Source organism: Halomarina salina, from assembly GCF_023074835.1.
In the GTDB taxonomy this organism is placed as follows: Archaea; Halobacteriota; Halobacteria; order Halobacteriales; family Haloarculaceae; genus Halomarina; species Halomarina salina.
On sequence record NZ_JALLGW010000001.1, the window covers coordinates 1,387,391 to 1,406,328 of the forward strand.

At 68.4% G+C, this 18,938-nt stretch carries 19 protein-coding genes and 2 tRNA genes; 11 read left to right on the plus strand and 10 right to left on the minus strand.

Features of this window, described 5'->3' with window-relative positions:
* Positions 1-131: 131 nt before the first annotated feature.
* Positions 132-206 (minus strand) — tRNA-Val (locus tag MX571_RS07050).
* A gap of 184 nt (positions 207-390) precedes the next feature.
* On the opposite strand from MX571_RS07050, the gene trpD reads away from it, so the two are divergent.
* The 5 genes from trpD (at position 391) to MX571_RS07075 (ending at position 4,981) form a co-directional block, all read left to right on the plus strand.
* A complete protein-coding gene (gene trpD, locus MX571_RS07055; RefSeq protein WP_247414948.1) occupies positions 391-1,398 on the plus strand; it encodes an anthranilate phosphoribosyltransferase in 1,008 nt (335 codons plus the stop codon).
* Between the two features lie 5 nt (positions 1,399-1,403).
* Positions 1,404-2,045 (plus strand): phosphoribosylanthranilate isomerase, encoded by a 642-nt coding sequence (locus MX571_RS07060; RefSeq protein ID WP_247414950.1) that lies wholly within the window; start codon positions 1,404-1,406, stop codon positions 2,043-2,045.
* Entirely contained in the window at positions 2,042-3,727 is a 1,686-nt protein-coding gene (gene trpE, locus MX571_RS07065; RefSeq protein WP_247414951.1) for an anthranilate synthase component I, read from the plus strand. Before MX571_RS07060 ends, trpE begins: the two co-directional genes overlap by 4 nt.
* Positions 3,724-4,329, plus strand: coding sequence for an anthranilate synthase component II (trpG, locus tag MX571_RS07070; protein ID WP_247414953.1), 606 nt, complete (start codon positions 3,724-3,726; stop codon positions 4,327-4,329). Before trpE ends, trpG begins: the two co-directional genes overlap by 4 nt.
* Before the next feature lie 163 nt (positions 4,330-4,492).
* A complete protein-coding gene (locus tag MX571_RS07075) occupies positions 4,493-4,981 on the plus strand; it encodes an ester cyclase (RefSeq protein ID WP_247414956.1) in 489 nt (162 codons plus the stop codon).
* 24 nt (positions 4,982-5,005) lie between these two features.
* Here MX571_RS07075 and MX571_RS07080 read toward each other — a convergent pair whose 3' ends face one another.
* Positions 5,006-5,194, minus strand: coding sequence for a DUF8029 family protein (locus MX571_RS07080; RefSeq protein WP_247414958.1), 189 nt, complete (start codon positions 5,192-5,194; stop codon positions 5,006-5,008).
* A gap of 378 nt (positions 5,195-5,572) precedes the next feature.
* Here MX571_RS07080 and MX571_RS07085 point away from each other — a divergent pair, with 378 nt between their 5' ends.
* Complete coding sequence (locus MX571_RS07085) at positions 5,573-8,686, plus strand: adenosylcobalamin-dependent ribonucleoside-diphosphate reductase (protein ID WP_247414960.1); 3,114 nt, start codon at positions 5,573-5,575, stop codon at positions 8,684-8,686.
* Between the two features lie 115 nt (positions 8,687-8,801).
* Here MX571_RS07085 and MX571_RS07090 read toward each other — a convergent pair whose 3' ends face one another.
* The 4 genes from MX571_RS07090 to MX571_RS07105 all read right to left on the minus strand — a co-directional run bounded on the left by MX571_RS07090 (position 8,802) and on the right by MX571_RS07105 (position 12,389).
* Positions 8,802-10,139, minus strand: a complete 1,338-nt coding sequence (locus tag MX571_RS07090; RefSeq protein ID WP_247414961.1) for a PQQ-like beta-propeller repeat protein — start codon at positions 10,137-10,139, stop codon at positions 8,802-8,804.
* Positions 10,140-10,193: 54 nt separating this feature from the next.
* The gene (locus tag MX571_RS07095; protein ID WP_379751277.1) at positions 10,194-10,493 is read right to left on the minus strand and encodes a DUF8036 family membrane protein; all 300 of its coding nucleotides are present in this window, start codon (positions 10,491-10,493) and stop codon (positions 10,194-10,196) included.
* On the minus strand, positions 10,493-10,765 hold the full coding sequence (locus MX571_RS07100; RefSeq protein ID WP_247414963.1) for a winged helix-turn-helix domain-containing protein: 273 nt from the start codon (positions 10,763-10,765) through the stop codon (positions 10,493-10,495). Before MX571_RS07100 ends, MX571_RS07095 begins: the two co-directional genes overlap by 1 nt.
* 85 nt (positions 10,766-10,850) lie before the next feature.
* Positions 10,851-12,389, minus strand: coding sequence for a molybdopterin-dependent oxidoreductase (locus tag MX571_RS07105; protein WP_247414964.1), 1,539 nt, complete (start codon positions 12,387-12,389; stop codon positions 10,851-10,853).
* A 101-nt stretch (positions 12,390-12,490) separates the two neighbouring features.
* Here MX571_RS07105 and MX571_RS22615 point away from each other — a divergent pair, with 101 nt between their 5' ends.
* The gene (locus tag MX571_RS22615; RefSeq protein WP_303647135.1) at positions 12,491-12,610 is read left to right on the plus strand and encodes an HVO_2523 family zinc finger protein; all 120 of its coding nucleotides are present in this window, start codon (positions 12,491-12,493) and stop codon (positions 12,608-12,610) included.
* Between the two features lie 66 nt (positions 12,611-12,676).
* On the opposite strand, the gene MX571_RS07110 is transcribed toward MX571_RS22615, so the two are convergent.
* Entirely contained in the window at positions 12,677-13,333 is a 657-nt protein-coding gene (locus MX571_RS07110) for a TVP38/TMEM64 family protein (RefSeq protein WP_247414966.1), read from the minus strand.
* A gap of 126 nt (positions 13,334-13,459) precedes the next feature.
* On the opposite strand from MX571_RS07110, the gene MX571_RS07115 reads away from it, so the two are divergent.
* Positions 13,460-13,819 (plus strand): DUF5830 family protein, encoded by a 360-nt coding sequence (locus MX571_RS07115; protein ID WP_247414968.1) that lies wholly within the window; start codon positions 13,460-13,462, stop codon positions 13,817-13,819.
* Positions 13,820-14,111: 292 nt separating this feature from the next.
* On the opposite strand, the gene MX571_RS07120 is transcribed toward MX571_RS07115, so the two are convergent.
* Positions 14,112-15,092 (minus strand): DUF7115 domain-containing protein, encoded by a 981-nt coding sequence (locus MX571_RS07120; protein ID WP_247414969.1) that lies wholly within the window; start codon positions 15,090-15,092, stop codon positions 14,112-14,114.
* 82 nt (positions 15,093-15,174) lie between these two features.
* Here MX571_RS07120 and MX571_RS07125 point away from each other — a divergent pair.
* Positions 15,175-15,313 (plus strand) — tRNA-Met (locus tag MX571_RS07125).
* Between the two features lie 212 nt (positions 15,314-15,525).
* Positions 15,526-15,861, plus strand: a complete 336-nt coding sequence (locus tag MX571_RS07130) for a DUF7344 domain-containing protein (RefSeq protein WP_247414971.1) — start codon at positions 15,526-15,528, stop codon at positions 15,859-15,861.
* A 161-nt stretch (positions 15,862-16,022) separates the two neighbouring features.
* Here the strand turns inward: MX571_RS07130 and MX571_RS07135 are convergent, their stop codons facing one another.
* Positions 16,023-16,412, minus strand: coding sequence for a hypothetical protein (locus MX571_RS07135; RefSeq protein WP_247414973.1), 390 nt, complete (start codon positions 16,410-16,412; stop codon positions 16,023-16,025).
* A gap of 281 nt (positions 16,413-16,693) precedes the next feature.
* On the opposite strand from MX571_RS07135, the gene MX571_RS22360 reads away from it, so the two are divergent.
* A complete protein-coding gene (locus MX571_RS22360) occupies positions 16,694-16,828 on the plus strand; it encodes a DUF7503 family protein (protein ID WP_282594471.1) in 135 nt (44 codons plus the stop codon).
* A 15-nt stretch (positions 16,829-16,843) separates the two neighbouring features.
* On the opposite strand, the gene MX571_RS07140 is transcribed toward MX571_RS22360, so the two are convergent.
* The gene (locus MX571_RS07140) at positions 16,844-18,931 is read right to left on the minus strand and encodes a CHAT domain-containing protein (protein WP_247414975.1); all 2,088 of its coding nucleotides are present in this window, start codon (positions 18,929-18,931) and stop codon (positions 16,844-16,846) included.
* Positions 18,932-18,938 lie beyond the last annotated feature (7 nt).

The window sequence follows — 18,938 nt, forward strand, 5'->3', positions numbered from 1 at the left end:
GTTGGGACAGATTCGAACCTCGGTCGGACGTGCTCGCTTCGCTGCGCGCGACCTCTCTGGTTCAAATCTCCCGTGCCCGATTTCGGTTCCACGGACTCCTCGCTCCGCTCGTCGTTTCGTGGAATCAGAAGTGGGTTGGGGCAGATTTGAACTGCCGACCTCCTCCATGTCAAGGAGGTGTCATAACCAGCCTAGACCACCAACCCTCGCATTATCGAGTATCCCACGGGGATACTTGAACCTTTCCGAACGGTACGGCGGTGCGTCCCCGTGCCGTGGGACGGTTTCGCGGCTCGTTCGGTCGCTCGTCCGTCCCCGACTCGACGACAACAGGGTTAAGTCGATGAACACTCTTGTACATCACAGACCAACAACGCTCATCGACTCACCATGATGGACTACATCGAACGCGTCACGGACGGCGCGGACCTGACACAGGCGGAAGCGCGCGAGGCGTCGACGGCGGTGTTCGACGGGGCGACGGAGGCACAGATCGGGGCGCTGCTGGCGGCGCTTCGCGCCAAGGGCGAGACGGAAGCCGAGATCGCGGGGTTCGCCGAGGGGATGCGCGACGCCGCGCGGACCATCGACCCCGACCGGACGCCGCTGGTCGACACCTGCGGGACCGGCGGCGACGACTACGACACCATCAACGTCTCGACGACCAGCGCCGTCGTCGCGGCGGGCGCGGGCGTCGCCGTCGCCAAACACGGCAACTACTCCGTCTCCTCGAACTCCGGGAGCGCGGACGTCCTCGACGAGGTGGGCGTCGACATCGACGCCGAACCACCGGCCGTCGAGCGGGCCATCGAGGAACGCGGCATCGGGTTCATGCTCGCGCCCGTGTTCCACCCCGCGATGAAGGCGGTCATCGGCCCGCGGCGCGAACTCGGGATGCGGACGCTGTTCAACGTCCTCGGGCCGCTGACGAACCCTGCCGGGGCGGACGCGCAGGTCGTCGGCGTCTACGACCCCGACCTCGTCCCCGTCCTCGCCCGCGCGCTGGCGAACCTCTCGGTCGAGCGCGCACTCGTCGTTCACGGCGACGGTATGGACGAGATCTGCCTCCACGGCGAGACGGTCGCCGCCGAGGTCCGCGGGGACGACATCGAGGAGTTCACGCTCACAGCCGCCGACCTCGGCCTCGACAGCGCCCCCGTCTCGGCCGTCGCGGGCGGCACGCCCGAGGAGAACGCCGCCGACCTCCGCGGCATCGTCACCGGCGATGTGACGGGGCCGAAGCGGGACATCATCCTCGCGAACGCGGGGGCCGCTATCTACGTGGCGGGTGAGGCCGACTCGCTGGCCGACGGCGTGGCGCGTGCCCGCGAGTCCATCACGTCTGGCGCGGCCGCCGAGAAACTCGACGCCCTGCGTGGCACGACGGTCTCCCCGTGAACGCGATGACGCGCACCAAACTCTGTGGTATCACGTCGGCGAGCGACCGCGCGGCGGCCGTCGCCGCGGGTGCGGACGCCCTCGGCTTCGTCGTCGACGTGCCCGTCGACACGCCGCGGGAACTCGCGCCCGGCACGGCCGCGGACCTCGTCGCGGACGTACCGCCGTTCGTCACCACCGTCCTCGTGACGATGCCCGAGGCACCTGGAGCCGCCGCCGACCTCGTCGAGACGGTCGGGACCGACGTGGTCCAGGTCCACGGCCTCGACCCGGCCGCCGTCTCGGACCTCGCGGCGACCACCGACGCCCGCGTCGTCGCCGCGACGGACCTCGACGGGGACCACGCGGGGTACGCTGCGGCGGCCGACGCCGTCCTCGTCGACTCGGTGGACGACGACGGTGCAGGCGGCACCGGCGAGACGCACGACTGGACTCGCACGCGCGACCTCGTCAGAACGCTCGACGACGAGTACGGCACGCCCGTCGTCCTGGCTGGCGGGCTGACGCCCGAGAACGTCGCCGAGGCCGTCGAGACGGTCGGACCGTTCGCCGTCGACGTCGCCAGCGGCATCGAGGCCGCGCCGGGCGAGAAGGACGCCGAGGCGATGGCGGCGTTCGTCCGCGCCGCACGAGGTGACGAGACGTGACCGACCCCTCGGCGGACGCCGAGGGTGGGGCCGACGCAGCCGATGCCACCGCCGCACTCGACTGCTCGCGCGAGCGGTTCCGGGAGCTCGCCGGCGACGGCGAGGCCGTCGTCCACGCGACGGCGACGCTCGACGTGGCTGTCGAACCGCTCACCGCCTACGCCGCGCTCCGGGCGGCCCGCGATGGCGACTACGGCTTCCTGCTGGAGAGCGCCGAGAAGGTCGCCTCGTCGGACCCGAACGGCGCGTTCACGCCCTCCGAGGGCCTCGCGCCCGAGTCGGAGGAGGCGACCCGCCACGCCCGCTACTCGTACGTCTGCGTCGACCCGGCGGCGGTGGCGACGGTGGGACCTGCCAGCGGCGTCGAGGTGTTCGACGACCGGTACGCCGACCTCGGACTCGACGCCGGCGTCGCGGACGCCACCGACGGCGACGCCGACTCGCTCGACGAACTCCGGGCCGTGCTCCCGGACGTACCGACGCGCGGATTCCCCGAGAGCGACCGCCAGCGACTCACGGGCGGCCTCGTCGGCTTCCTCACCTACGAGGCGGTGTACGACCTCCACCTGTCGGAGGTGGGCGTCGACCGCCCCGACACGGACACGCCGGACGCGCAGTTCGTCCTCGCCGACCGCGTGCTGGCGTTCGACCACGCGACGGACTCGCTGCAGGTCGTGTTCACGCCGCTCGTGCGCGAGGACGAGGATGTCGACGCCCTCTACGACGCCCTCGTCGCCGAGACCGAGCGCGTCCGGACGGTGCTGACCGACGCGACGCCGCCCGACCTCGGCGGCTTCGTCCGCCACGACGAGCGTGCCGGCTCCCGCGAGACGTACGAGGAGGCCGTCCGCACCGCGAAGGAGCACGTCCTCGACGGCGACGTCTACCAGGCGGTCGTCTCCCGCGAGCGCGAACTGACGGGCGAGATCGACCCGCTCGGCCTCTACGCGTCGCTGCGGGAGGTCAACCCCTCGCCGTACATGTTCGCCCTCGACTTCGGCGACCGACGACTCGTCGGCGCGAGCCCCGAGACGCTCGTCTCGGTGCGGGGCGACCGCGTCGTCGCCAACCCCATCGCCGGGACCTGCCCGCGCGGCGCCTCGCCCGTCGAGGACCGCCGTCTCGCCGGCGAACTCCTCGCCGACGAGAAGGAGCGCGCCGAACACACCATGCTCGTGGACCTCGCGCGAAACGACGTGCGGGTCGTCTCCGAGCAGGGCAGCGTCCGCGTCGAGGAGTTCATGAACGTGCTGAAGTACAGCCACGTCCAGCACATCGAGTCGACGGTGACCGGACGTCTCGCCGACGACGCTGACGCGTTCGACGCGACCCGCGCCTCGTTCCCCGCCGGAACGCTCTCGGGCGCGCCGAAGGTCCGCGCGATGGAACTCATCGACGACCTCGAACCCTCGCCTCGCGGCCTGTACGGCGGCGGCGTCGGTTACTACTCCTGGACCGGCGACGCCGACGTGGCCATCGTCATCCGGTCGGCGACGGTCGAACGCGCAGGTGACGCTCGCGACGGCCACGATACGGTCACCGTCCGCGCGGGTGCGGGTATCGTCGCCGACTCCGACCCCACCAGCGAGTACGAGGAGACCGAGTCGAAGATGCGCGGCGTGCTCGCGGCGCTGGAGGCCATCGAGGACGCTCCCCTCGACGACCCCGAGGTGCCGCGATGAGCGTCCCGCGGACCCGGACGACCGACCGCTCGCGCGTGCTGTTCGTGGACAACTTCGACTCGTTCACCTACAACCTCGTCGAGTACGTCGGTGACTACGCGGACACCGAGGTCGTGCGCAACACCGCGTCGCTCGACGACGTGCGCGCGTACGACCCGGACGCCGTCGTCGTCTCGCCGGGGCCGGGCCACCCCGAGAACGACCGCGACGTGGGTGTGACGATGGACGTCCTCCGCGAGGTCAGTCCCGAGGTACCGACGCTCGGCGTCTGTCTCGGCCTCGAAGCGGCCGTCTACGCCTACGGCGGGACGGTCGGCCGCGCGCCCGACCCGGTCCACGGGAAGGCCCACGCCGTCGACCACGACGGCGAGGGCGTGTTCGCGGGACTCCCGTCGCCCCTGCGCGGTGGCCGGTACCACTCGCTCGTGGCGACCGAGGTGCCCGACTGCTTCGACGTTACCGCACGCACCGACGACGGCCTCGTGATGGGCGTCCGCCACCGCGAGTTCCCCATCGAGTGCGTCCAGTTCCACCCCGAGAGCGTGCTCACCGAGCGGGGACACGACGTGATAGCGAACTTCCTGCGACTGGCGACGGCGTAACCGGAACCCACCGCTCCAGGCCTCTTTCGACCGCTCCCGTCCTCGCCTCGCCGCTTCTCTGCAGCGTCCGTCAGCGAGTGGACTCGGGTCCTCCCGACGACCACACGACGACCCGGTGTGCCAGACAGGGCTATCTCCACCGAGCGACTACTCGTCGTGGTATATGGTCACTACCACCACTGTCGCCGAGGCGAACGTCGAGACCCAGCGACGGCTCGTCGCCGAGGTCTGGAACGACCGGAACCCGGACGCAGCCCACGAGTTCTTCGCCGAGGGATGCGTCGCCTACGACCCGACCGCTCCCGAGGCGATACGCGGTCCCGAGGGGTACGCGGCGTACGTCCGGGACACGCTCCGCGCGTTCCCGAACTTCCACGTCGACCTGCACGCCGTCGTCGCCGACGGGAACCGGGTGATGACCCACTACACGGTCTCGGGGAAGAACGACGGTCCGTTCGGCCCGCTGCCGCCGACCGGGCGGTTCGTGGAGATGGAGGGGATGTCCACCGTGCGCTACGTCGACGGGCGAATCATCGAACTCCGGGAGTTCGTCGACACGGCGGCGCTCCGCCGACAGCTCGGGCTGTCGTTCCCGGCGGTCCTGCTCACGCTCCCGCGACTCGCGCTCCGGGAGGTTCGGCGTCGACGGTAGCGTGCGGTGGTGTGACGCCCTCGCCTAGGGGAACAGCGCCGCGACCTCCGGCACGCCGGCCATCCAGAGGACGACGAGTGCGACGAGTGCGACGAGGGCTACCTTGAACGCGACGCGGAGGGCGAGTCTAGCGACGAGCAGGACGACGACCAGCGCCACCACCGCGACGAGGAGGTCCGGCGCGGCGACCGGTCCGAACAGCGAGGTGACCATGTGGCCGCTTGACCGACGTCGGAGATAAATCCGTCGGCGCTCGGGAATGACTCCCCGTCGAACACCCTACGCTTTCGACTCGAACCCTCGTCCACTGGTGCGGTTTTCTCGTCGCGGTGGCACTTTCACCGTGGTCCAACAACGGTTATACTCGGGCCATTCCTGTCTCCACTTGTGCGCCGTCGGTCGCTCGCAATCCGGCCGACGGCCCGGACACACCACACTGAATCGACCAGCGAACTCTCCGAACAACGCCGAACCGACCAGCAAAATCTCCGGACCCGATGGGTTGAACTTGCTGGACGGTAAGCACTCGTCGTTACCGATGACTGGACTCACTATCACGCCGACCACCGTATCGACCGCCGCGGGGGGCCTATGAGCAAGGCCGACCTCTCCGCGGACGAACTCGTCTTGCCCGTCAAACGCACGGACGGGGTGACGCTCGCCGACCGGATGACGAGCAACGCCTACGACAACATCCTGCCCGCGCGCTACCTCCAGCGCGACGCCGACGGCGAACTCGTCGAGACGCAGGAGGACCTGTTCGTCCGCGTCGCGAAGAACGTCGCGCTCGCCGAGGCCGTCTTCGAGGCCGAGAAGCGCGACGAGACGGTCACCGTCACGCCCGCGCAGTTGAAGCCCGACCACCCGCGACGCGACGAACTCGCCGCCGATGTCTTCGGAGCGGGTACCACCGCCGACACGGACACCGAGACCGACCTCTCCGTCTACAACGTCTCGAAGTTCGCCTACGACACCGTCGTCCCCGAACTCGACGACGAGATTCGGACGCACGTCGAGGACGTCCGCGCGGACTTCCAGGAGGCGATGGAACGGCTCTCGTTCGTCCCCAACTCGCCGACGCTGATGAACGCGGGCGGTGAACTCCAGCAGCTCTCCGCCTGCTTCGTCGACTCGCCCGAGGACGATCTGACCGACATCCACCAGACCGCCAAGGAGGCTGCCGAGGTCTTCCAGTCGGGCGGCGGGATGGGCTACGCGTTCTGGCGACTCCGGCCGTTCGGCGACGCCGTCGGTTCGACCGGCGGTATCGCGTCGGGTCCCATCACGTTCATGCGGACGTTCGACCAGATGTGCGAGACCATCGCGCAGGGGGGCACCCGGCGCGGCGCACAGATGGGCGTCATGCGCGTCAGCCACCCCGACGTCATCGAGTTCATCCACGCGAAGAACAAGGACGTGAGCCTCGCGCACTGCCTGCGACTCAACGACCCCGACGACTACACCTACACCAGTTTCTCCGAGGCGCTGGAGGAGGCTCGCGGCCTCATCGACGACGACGGCCGCGTCCCCAAACACCTCCGCAACGCCGTCGAGGGCCACCTCTCTAACTTCAACATCTCCGTCGGCGTCACGGACGAGTTCATGGACGCGCTCTACGAGGGCGAGGAGTACGTCTTCGAGAACCCGCGCACGGAGGAGCCACACGTCGCGACGCCCGAGACCAAGGAGATGTACTCGCGCTACGGTCTCGGCGAGTACATCGAACCGGGCGAGGTCATGTCCATCCCCGCCGACGTGCTCTGGGACCGCATCGTCTCCGGCGCACACGAGAACGGCGAACCGGGCGTCATCTACCTCGAACGCGTCAACAAGGAGCACTCCTTCGACGTCGAGGAGCACCCCGACCACCGAATCCTCGCGACGAACCCGTGTGGCGAGCAGCCACTGGAGGAGTACGAGGCGTGCAACCTCGGGCACATCAACCTCTCGACCATCGTCGCCGAGGACGCCCCCGACTGGCGCGTCTTCCGCGAGAACCACGACGGCGACCTCGACTCGGCCGTCGAGGCGTTCCTGGCGGAGGCCATCGACACCGAGGAGTTCGACCGTCGCATCGAACTCGGGACGCGGTTCCTGGAGGACGTCGTCACGATGTCGGACTTCCCGGTCCAGAAGATCGAGGACAAGGTCCGCGCGATGCGGAAGATCGGACTCGGCGTCATGGGCCTCGCACAGCTCTACATCCAGCTGGGCATCCGCTACGGCAGCGACGAGGGCAACGAGGTCGCCCGACAGCTGATGACCCACATCAACCACGGCTCGAAGGCCGCCTCCCACGACCTCGCCGAGGAGCGCGGCCCCTTCGAGGACTACGAGGACTCGAAGTACGCGAACCCCACGCAGTACCGCGAGTGGTTCGAGCACCAGACCGGCGAGTCCGCCGACGACTGGGCGGACGGCTACCCGATGCGCAACCACAACACGACCACCATCGCGCCCACGGGGACCACGTCGATGGTCGGCAACACGACGGGTGGCTGTGAGCCCATCTACAACGTCGCGTACTACAAGAACGTCTCCGACGACGTGCAGGGCGACGAGATGCTCGTCGAGTTCGACGACTACTTCCTGCGCACGCTGGAGGCCAACGACATCGACGCCGAGGAGGTCAAGCGCGAGGCCCAGGAGCAGATGGCGACCAACGAGTTCGACGGCGTCGAGGGGCTGGAGACGGTCCCGAACGCTATCGGCGAGCTGTTCGTCGTCACCGCCGACCTCTCGGGCAAGCAGCACGCTGCGGTCCAGTGTGCCTGCCAGGAGGGCGTCGACTCCGCCATCTCGAAGACCTGCAACTTCCCGAACTCCGCCTCGAAGGAGGACATGGACGAGGTGTACCGCTACATCTACGACCACGGCGGGAAGGGCGTCACCGTCTACCGCGACGGCACCCGCTCGAAGCAGGTGCTGACCACGCGCGCGGACAACGCCGAGTTCGCCGACGAGGAGGAGGCCGCCGAGGCCATCGTCTCCCAGATCGAGGAGGTGTTCGGCGGCCTCGACGGGTTCCTCGACGACGAGAACGTCCGTGCGGCGCTCGACACGGAGGTCGACGCCGTCATCGGCGGCGCGGCCGCCCCGGACTACGCCGAGAAGCAGGCCCGTCCCGACGTGCTCCACGGCGTCACCCAGCGCATCGACACGGGCTACGGCAAGGTGTACGTCAACATCAACGAGGACGACCACGGCCGCCCGTTCGAACTGTTCGCGAACATCGGTCACTCCGGCGGGTTCACCAACTCCTTCACCGAGGCGCTGGCGAAGGTCATCTCGACGGCCCTGCGCTCCGGTGTCGACCCAGAGGAGATCGTCGACGAACTGCAGGGCACCCGTAGCCCGAAGGTGGCGTGGGACAAGGGCGAGCAGATCCAGTCCATCCCCGACGCCATCGGGACGGCGATGCGCCGCTACCTCGACGACGAGATCGACAAGCCGTACCCCAAACAGCAGAACCTCACCGAACTCGCGGAGGGCGACGCGGACGCACCCGAAACCGACGGCGGGGTCGCCGCCGAGGCCGGTCTCGCCGCCCAGGACGACACCGCCACCGACGAGAACCAGGACATCACGAAGGACCTCATCGCCGCCGGCGAGAGCCCCGAGTGCCCGACCTGCGGGTCGATGTCGCTGTACATGAGCGAGGGCTGCAAGACCTGCCAGTCGTGTGGCTGGTCGGAGTGCTCGTAAGCTGAACTGAGGCGTCTGGACTACACTTCTTCCCGTCTTTTACGAACCTCCCGAGCGGTAGTGCTGTCTCGTCTCGACTGCCGTTAGCGGTGGCTGGCGCACGCCGCCGGTCGGTCTACTCGCTCTCGAAGGCGACGACGCCGTGCTCGGTCTGGACGTACAGTCGACCGCCAGCGACGACTGGCTCGCCGACGGCATCCGGTGGGAGGTCGTACGTCGCCTGTCGCTCGCCACTGGCGAGGTCGAAGACGCGAAGTGAGGCTCCCTCACGACCCCACTGTGTGTGGGTGAGGTAGAGTCGGTCGCCCGCGACCGTCGGTGTCGAGTACACGTCGCCGCCTCCCTCGTCCTCGCCCACGAACTCCCACCGCTGGTCACCCGTCGCGGTGTCGTAGGCGACGACGCGGTCGGGGTCGACCCCGTAGAACCCGACGCAGGTGAGGACGACGTCGTCGGTCACCGCGCCGACGGTGAACTCGCCGCGGTCTCGCCCACTCTCGTCGTCTGTCGTTCCGAGGTCGTGCTCGACCGACCAGACGGATTCGCGTCGGTCGACGTCGAACGCATCCAACCGCGTGTGGAGTTGCTCCTCGCCGGTCGGTGTGAGCGTGTAGAGTCGCCCGTCATGGAAGGGAACCGTCTCCTGGGTCGGCTGGGTGCTGCCCCAGCGCCGCTCACCCGAACGGGCGTCGAACGCGAGCAGGTGGTCCTCACCGTCGCCGGCGAACTGGCCGTAGTAGACGTCGTCCGGGCCGACCGTCGCCATCCACGGAATCGAACCAGCGACGTCCTGAGCCCACCACTGTTCGCCGGTTCGAGGGTCGAGTGCGGCGAACCGGCTCTCGTCACGCTCGGCGAGCGGTTCCGAGACGTGGACCAGACCGTGGGCGGGAACCGCCGTCCTGGCCTGGCGGAGGTCGAACCGTTTCGACCAGAGAACCTGACCATCGGCAGCATTGAGGGCGTAGAGGGTCGTTCCGTCGTCACTCGTGGCATCCACGAAAACCGTTTCACCAGCGACTGTGGCCTGTGGGCCGACGATGGCGGCGTCGTCCCCACCCTGCACGAAGCGCCATCGCTCCGCACCGGTCCGTGCATCGATGGCGAGGAGCCGAATCGGAAACCGTCGGCCGTAATCGACGACCTGTGTGAGGTACACCTGTCCGTCGGCGACGACCGGTGTCGCCTGGTGGCCCACGTCTCTGCTGTCGAATGACGCCGACCACGTCCGCTGGAGTGGTCCGTCGGGTGCGGCCTCGGCGGGGGCCGCGTTCGTGTTGGCGGCGTCGTAGTTCGGCTGTGGCCAGTCGGTCGGCTCGTGGAGGAACGGGACTGGTGCCTCGGGCGTGGACTGGTCGTCGCCGTCGTCGTCGGAGAACGACGGCACGGAGCTACACCCGGCAGTCAACGCGACACCGCACGTCGCGAGCACCTGCCGGCGGGAGGGCGACATAGGGTCGCCTTCGTTTGGGGTAGAATAAGTCTGTGGACTGACGAGTCCGCCCGACTACTTCACCGTCACGTACGTCAGGAACGTCAGCGCCAGCGCCTGCAACCCGCGCAGGAGGGCGACGACCTGTTCGACGCCTGGGTCCATCGCGTACAGCGACTGCATGCTGAAGAAGAAGTAGACGGCGACTGCGTTCTCGACGAACATCACCGCGCCGAACGCGACGAGGCCGGCGACCATCCCCGACCGGAACGTCCGGTAGTTGCGGAGCCAGATAGCGGTCAGCACGCCCAGCAGGAGGAGGTTGACCCCGGCGAGGGCGGTGGCGAGCAGCATCCAGGAACCCATCTCGGCCATCAGATGTGCTCCGTGATTGCCTCGAAGCGGTCGCGGTGGCGTTCGAAGCGGTCGGTGAGGAAGTACAGTTTCCCGTAGTCACCGCCGCCGGTCTCGACGACGTCGTGTTCCAGTAGCATGTCCAGGTGGTGTCGAACGGTGTTGTAGTCCACGTTCAGGCACTCCGAGAGCTGGTTGGCGTTGCGGGGGCGCTCGGAGAGGGCTCGGATGATGCGCGCCCGGTTCGCGCCGCCGCGGGTCCCGACGAGCAGGTACCAGAGTGCCTTCTCCATCCGTCAGTACGGGTCGCTCGCGTCGTGGTAACTCCATCGGTCGTGAACAGAGCGCTGTCGGGCGCTCGCGCTCGGTAGCACCTGATCACGGCGACACCGTCTTGGTGACCCACCCGGAGGGGCCGCTCGGGAAGGACTGCTCGCGCTTCTCCGGTTGCATCGTCCCCTCGCCGTCGTACGCCCGGACGACCACCTCGTGGTCGCCGTCCGGCGGGTCGTAGCGGTAGGCCCACTGCCGCCAGACGTCCTCCCCCGGCAACTCCTCCGAGAGGCGCGCCTCGGACCACGACCCGCCGCCGTCGGTCGAGACTTCGACCTTCGAGATGCCTCGCGTCCCGGCGTAGGCGTGCCCCGCCACCTCGATAGAGCCGTCGTCGTCGTGGTTCGTGACGTGGAGCTTCGCGACGGTGTTGACGGGACCGGTGCCGTGCCAGCCGCGTTCCTCCCAGTAGCCCGTCGCCTCCTCCTCCAGTATCTCGAGTTCGGTGAGCCACTTCACGTTGATCTCGCCCCAGTGGCCGGGGACGAGCAGTCGGGCGGGCGCGCCGTGTGAACGGGGCAGGGACTCGCTGTTCATCGCGTAGGCGATGCGGGCGTTCCGGAGGGCCGACAGCGGGAACTCCTCGTAGAAGCCGTCCTCGGCGCGGGCCATGACACAGCAGTTCTCGTCGCCGACGCCGACCTCGTCGAGCAACGGGGCGACGGGGACCGTCTCCCACAGTGCGTTGTCCATCTTCTTGCCGTTGAGGCCCTCGCCGACGCAACGGAGCGTGACGAACTCCGGGCTGGAGTCCATCGCGCGCAGGTCGTCGTAGTCGTAGCTGACCTCCTCGGCGACGTTACCCGTGAACGTCAGCGTCCAGGTGTCGGCGTCGATGGTCGGGTCGACGGCGTTGATATCGACGTTGTAGAACGAATCGCTCACCAGCGGTTCGAGCCCCTCGACGTCGAGCGACCGTTCGCTCGCCTGCGCGAGGAGCGTCTCGGTGTCGGCGCTCCCGGCCGGCTCGGACGGTCCTGCGGCTCCCCCGCCCGCCCCGTCGACGCCGCCGAAGCGACTGCCGAGAGTGACGCCGAGGGCACCGAACGCGAACGCGGCGGCCAGCGCGGCGAGTGCGCCCCGTCGGTCGGGGTCGACGCCGCTGGTCCCTGCTGTCCGTCCTGTCGGTCTCTGCTGACCCCCTCGACCGTATCGGGCGTACAGGTCCACCGCGCCGAGGACGACGGCGACGGGCACCGCCGCGCCGAGCGACGCGAGCGGTGCGCCGGTCACCAGCACGGCCCCAGCACCGACGACCACCCCCGCGGCGAGCGCCCCGACCAGCGGCGGCGTGCGTCCCGCGACCAGCAGTCCGCCGAGTGCGAGGGCCGCGACGACGCCGACGACGAGCAGCGTCGCCGTCAGCAGGCTCACCTGCTGGCCGAGGCTCCCGAGCGTCGTGATGGCGAACGTGACGACCGCGCCCGGCATCGCCTGCGACAGGGCCGACTCGACCGGTGCGACGACGTAGCCGGTGGTCGACCCCGCGACGGCGTACGACCCGGCGACGCCCGCGACGCCCGCCGCGAGGGCGACGCCGACCGCCGGGAGAGCCGCTCGTGTCCTCCGCGCGTACTCGTTCATACCCGACCGGAGGCCAGGCACACCTAAACGGGTTGTCCGAACTGGTTCTAGAATTGGACCCGAATCCCAACCGTGAAGCGACTCGCGGCGAACTGCGACGCATGAGCGAACGCAGTGGTCGGCCCTGTCCGTACTGCGAGGCGGCGATGTTCAAGCGCCACTGCAAGTACGTCTGCCCGAACCACGGCGTCGTCGTGGACTGCTCGGACCCGTTCGTCTGAGCCGTCGTCGCTCGTCTCGCTCTCCGCTACTGCTTCAGCTCCCGCCGCTCGTCGGCGCTCCTCCGACTACTCCGGTGCTCCGGTCGTGAGCTGTCGGTACACCGGGCCGCCCAGGAGCAGTGCGCCGACGGCGACGCCGCCGACGACGAGCGGGAGTCCGGCCGACAGGCCCTCCGTCGTCAGCGACTCCATCGAACTCCCGGCGAGCAGCGCGGCGACGACCCACGGTAGTTCCCCCAGCGCCGTCCCGACGAGGTACGGTTCGAGCGCGACGCTGGAGAGGCCCGCACCGTACGAGACGACGTCCGTCGGGAGCGGTGCGAGGCGAGCGACGACCACCCCGCGGGTGTCGCCGGCCGTCTCGAAGCAGTCCGCGCCCGCGTCGCCGACCCACCCGAGGACCCCCTCCGTCGGGCGGTAGCGCCGCGCGAGGAGGTACGGGAGGACGCTCGTCCCGACGGCGACGGCGACGCCGAGTGCCAGTGCGGGCAGGCTGAGACCGAGGACGTAGCCCACGGCACCGACCAGCGGCGTCATCGGCCACGCGACGACCGGCCGGAGGAGGGCGAGGCCGAGCACCGCGAGCGCGAACACGACGGGGTCGGCGGCGACGCCCGCGACGGCGTGCAACACCTGCTCGGGCGAGACGACGAGCGAGGCGACGGCGACGACACCGACGGCCAGCGCCAGTCCCGTCAGTTGCCGCCGCGTCGCCGGTTCCATACAGTGCGGTTCTACGGACCGGGTAAGTCCCTTCTGGTCGTCGCACTCGTCTGCACTCTGTCGTTCCCTCGGTCCTCGCCCCCGCTCGTCGTACCGTTTAAGCGGGCGGCCACTGTATCGCCCTCCGTGAGCGACGAGACGGTCGAACTCGGCGTCCAGCTACTCGAACGCCTCGAACACGAGGAGCTGTCGCTCGCCGAGGTCGTCGACCGTCTCGAGACCATCACCAGCGACCCGACGACGACGCGGACCATCCTCGACACCGCAGAGAAGCGCGGCATCGTCGACCGCGAGGACGGCATCATCCGACCGACCGGCGGCCGATTCCTGCGGTTCCAGAGCGAGGTCGTCGAGAAGAAAGGCGACTTCACCTGCAGGCGCTGTGGCGCGTCCATCTCGACTGGCTACTTCATGCGCCTCCAGGCGGGCGAACACGGTCCGTTCGGCTCCTCGTGTATCCGGAAGGTGACCGGTCGGGAGTCGTGAGCGCGGCTCTCGGTCCACTGCTGTCACGAAGAGAGCCCACGACGGCCGACGCTGACTGTCTGTAGTGTCGCGAGGCCCGCGTGGCCGGACCGCTCGCCGGACGCGCGTCGGGAAAGCGCTTCCACCTTCGTTCCCGTCCCCATCCTCTCGCGTGCCGAACGAGCGGGTCCGGCCGCTACTGTACAACGTAGCGACATAAGTTTTGTTCCCGCAATACTTGCGGAACAGAATACACGGCGTAATTTATTTACTGCATATAGTTTTGAGCGGGAACAACCCATCTCGCCCGTCGTCAGCGGCCCTGGCGGAGCTCCTCGATGAGCAGTTCGAGGGTCTCCTGTTGTCGTTCGATGAGTTCCGTCTGGTGCTCGACGGTCGCCTCCAGCGCCTCCAGTCGTTCGAGCACCTCGTCGTCGTGGACCGCCGTGCCCGTGACGCCGTTCGTCTGCGCGGTAGCGGTGCTGGACGACTGCTCGCTCGCCCGCCGTCCGGTCGGTCCGTCGTCCGAGTCGTCGGTGAGGAGCGGTTCGACCGTCCGTCCGGCGTCGCGTCCCCCGGCTTCGGCGGCGTCCGACTCGGTGTCGCTTCCGTCGTCGTCCCTGTCCTCGCCCGCTCCCCCGCTCTCCGCCTCGGTTTCGTCGGCGTTCTTCGTCCGGAGGGCGACCAAAGAGTCGACGCCGTGGTAGTCACAGAGCGCCCCTTCGAGGGTCTGTCGGACCGTCCCGGCCTGCTCGTTCGGGGTCTTGATTCGCTGTGGCCGACCGTCGACCGTGAGGACGAGTTGCGTGGCGACGCTCCCCTCCTCGACGCTCAGGTCGGTCACCGCCGAGAACGGGTACGACTCGTACTCGGTGTCCCAGAGCGCGGTCCCGATGTGTTTGACGACACGGCCCTCGGTGACGACGAGCGTGAGCTCGCTGAACCGGTACACCGCCAGCATCGCCTCGTCGTCGGCCGTCTCGCCCGCGGCGCGGAGGACGCCGTTCAGCAGCGGCGAGAGGACGTCGTCCAGACGCTTCGTCGGGACGGTGAACTCCTCCTCGCCGGTGAGCGAACTCGTCGCGATGGTCGTCTTCCGGCGACCCTCCGTCAGTTCCACGCGGTCGACGTCGTGTGCGATGGTCTCGACGGCTTCGTCGCGGAGCAGGCCCTCCGCCCGGTAGATGAGCGTTCGTGTCGGCGTGACGACGAGGCGGTCGTCGCCACCGAGGGGGACCTCCGCCTCGACGGGTTCGCCCTCGCACGCCACCGCGAGCAGACTCGGGGTTTCCATGCCACCGCCTCCGTCTGATATCTTATAAATCCCTGGGGGAAGATGGGAAGAGTCAAGTGCGAAACGGGGAAACTCGGAGACGGGCCGGGTGGCTTAGCTGGACATAGCGCCGCACTCATAGGGTTCACACTCGCGCGGCACCTAGCCCGCATCCCGCGGGGTCTCGCCGACCCCGCACCTGGGACATGCGGAGATCGTGGGTTCGGAGCCCACCCCGGCCACTACTCGTTTCGTCGACGGCACTGACTCCCGAGCAGTCGCTCCACGTCTCGCTCTGCACATTCATATCTGAACGCTGACGGTTGCGTGCCGCGATTGCCATCCGTCTCGTGCGGCGAACCGAACGGCCGCATCGCGGTTTCGGTCTATCCACACGCTGAGGCGCGAAATATACCTCTGATTACTTATACTATCGGCTCCAAACAGTTCTATGATGGGTGATGTATCGACGTTGTTCGAACTGCTCGCCTCTGAGACCCGACGTAAACTCCTCGTGATGCTGTGTGATACGGAGTCCATCGACGTATCGAACGGCCTCCCGATGCGGTGTACCGCGGCCACTGCCTCGTCGCCGACGACCCAGCGGACGGCGTCGTCGCGCGACATCGAACTGTACCACGTCCACCTGCCGAAACTGGAGGCGGAGGGCGTCGTCGAGTGGGACCGGACGGTCGGCTCGGTCTCGCGGGGCCCCGAGTTCGACGCGGTGGAACCGACGATACGACTGCTCGCGGAGAACGAATCGACCCTCCCCGGTCCGTTCTACTGACCACGCTCGGAGCGGCTCGACGGAAGCGACGACTCTCAGAGGAGTGAGCGACGCGTCTGCCGGTCGACACGGTCCGCTAGAGTCGTCACAGTACCGGAGCAGTCACCAGAAACCGACAGTTGGTCCTGACGGACGAGGGAGGGACCCCGCTGGACGGGCGCTCACGCCCCTGGGACGCCCAGTGCCTCGAAGCCGACCAGTCCGGCCGTCGCCAGCAGCCACAGCAGCCCCACCGCGACGAGCCACGCGACGACGCCGATAGCCGCCGCGGTGACCCACCCGCCCGGATACTGCCAGTTGATGAGCGTCACCCAGACGACGAGCCCCAGCAACGGGGCGAGCACCGGTATCCCCGGTACGAAGAAGACGACGAGCGCCCACACCAGCGCTCCCGCCAGGGCCGTGATCGCTGCCCGAGTGTAGCCGGTGTCCACGTCGACCACGAGCATCGCGCCGAGGTGGATGGCACCGACGCCGATGACGAGGTTGACGACGAACGCGAGGACGGAGTCGGCGAGTGCGGCGTCGCCTCCCGCCTGCAGGAGCGTCACGCCTCTCGCCCTCCTGTCAGTCGTCGCATCGTCGCGTTCGCTACCCCCCCGCCGCCCGCCGTCGACCTTCTATCGCGAATCATCGATACGACGTGGTACACGAGCGGGGGGACCAAGGGGCTACTGCCAGCGTTCACAGGCGACCCCGTCCGCCGTCGGCCGGTCGGCGTCCTGTCTAGCGATTTGACTATTGGTTCTATCTTTCTTTATTAATTCAAGATTAAATATCTAAAATCTATTCAGTAAAATTGATTGTATGAGCGGGCATGGGTAAAATCGTCATGTCCGATACCAAGGTCTCGACGTTCCTGGCAGAGCACCCGAAGATGACCGGCGTCCTGTTCACGACGCTCCTGTTGCTGTCCCAGTCGGGGGCAGTGTCCGCGGCACAGTGTGCCAGCAACAACGGTCCGTAATCGACTCGACCCGATTCAGTCGAGGCGCAGTTCGTCACTCCAGCCCAGTTCTCCGTCGAAGTTAGTGGGCGTCCGTTCGCTCTTGAGGTACTGGAGGAGTTCCTCGCGGTCGACGACGGACTGCACGAACCGCCCCGAGTTGAGGTAGCGTGTCGTGTCGTCCCCGATGTTCGGTGTGATGAGCGTCCCCATCCCGAACGTCGCGGTCGGGTAGCCGTAGATAGAGAGGTCGTACCGGCCGTCCGACCGTCGAGCGATTTCGTTTCTCACCGGCGTTCCACTCCGACTGTCGGCGATCTGTAGCTGTGCGTCGCCGAGGACGGTGTACTGGCGACCGGTGATGGTGTCGCTCGAGATGATGTCCAGCGCCCCGGCCATCGAGAACCCCGCGTTGAGGAGCCGTGCGAGCGTCCGGCCGACCCGCGTCGCCGGTTCGTTGCCGACCTCGGCCAGGGTGACGACGCCCGCGATGGCTCCCTTCTCGACGAGTTCCATCCCCTGTTCGAAGGAGCGACAGGCGTTGAGGACGAACGCGCGTGCTCCGACGTAGTCGAGCGTCGTCGCGTCGAGACGGCCGTCGGCACACTGCATGCCATCGTCGTCGACGTGGCCGACGTAGTGGACGAAGTCGTAGTCGTCGGCGAGCACCCGCGCCAGTTCCGAACCGGTCAGGTCCTCGAACATGTCGATGTCGAACGCGACGAGTTCTCGCAGGCCGTAGAGGTCGCGCACGTCGGTCTCGGCGCGCATCTCCGGGGAGTTCGAGACGACGGCCACCTCGATGGCACCGCTCGGCTGGGCTTCGAGCCGACGCTTGCACGCCGCGACCGTCGGCTTCGACGCACCCATCGGGACGCCGTCGCCGACCCACGCGTGCTCGATGGTGTCGGTGGGTTCGGGCTGGACGACGGTGACGTCGTCGTCGAACGGGGTGCCCTCGGGACGACGGACGCTGCCGCGTGCGACCCCGCCGTCGGCGCGGTAGAAGTCGCTGATGGCCTCCGACGGCCCCGTCGAGTCGGTGGCGAGCGTCGGTTGCGGGCAGCGGACGCGCGCGAGGTCGGCCGTCGCGAACGGGAGGTGGACGAGGTTCTCTGTGGTCGGCGTGAGGTCGACGGTCGACTTCCAGGTCGGAATCGCCGGTTCGACGACCTCCTGTGGCGTGTCGAGGTACGCCTGCAACTGCTCGGTGAACGGAGCGTCGTACAGCGACGCCACGTCGAACGGTAGGTCACCCTCGACGAGCCGTCGGGCGTGGAGGTCGACGGGGTACAGCCCCTCCGTCCTGACGATACAGTCGAGGGTGAACAGTCGTTCGAGCGTCCGGTGGACGGTCCGTTCGAACCCGCCGTCGCCGTCGAGCGGGTACGACCGACCGCCGACGCGCAGTCGCGGCTCGGCACCGATGGCCACCACGGCGTCGGTGTAGTACGCCAGCGGCGCGACCGGGAACAGCGAGGCCACGTCCGGCGGCACCTCGATCCGGACGGGGCCGTCTCGGCGTTCGGCCTCCGGTGGCGCGTCGAACGTCTCGCCGAGTTCCAGCAGTGGCGGGTGGCCCCGGAGGGTCGGCCACGACCGTTCCGGCGAGGTCGTCTTGAGCGCCGACCCGAGACAGGAGAGCGCGCGGGCGACGTCGTCCGGCCGAGCGGTCGTCGTCACCGTCGTCGCGGGGTACTCGTGCATCGAGCGGATACCGAGCCGGACGTGGTCGGTCCCCTCTACGAGGAGTCGACGCCCCACCTCGTCGGTCGTCGAGCGGAGCGCACCGTCGACGGCGAGGTACGTCTTGACGGCGAGGGCGGTCACCTCGACCACGTACTCGCCGTCCGGGAGGTCGACGTCCGTCCGGTTGACACCCTCGGCGACGACCTGTCCCTCGACGTCGCGGACGATGACGTTGACGTGTTGTGGGATGCGGAGGGCGGTAGTGTCGAGGCGGACCGCCACGTCGACGGGGAACACGAACCCCTCGGGCGTACTCGGTTCGGGACTGACCGGCGTCGGCGTCTCCAGCCGCGTGGTGACGCCCTGGATGTCGTCGGCGACCTCCACGCCCACGGGGTCGTCGATGGCGGTGACGGTCAGATAGCGAGCGCTCACACTGGCT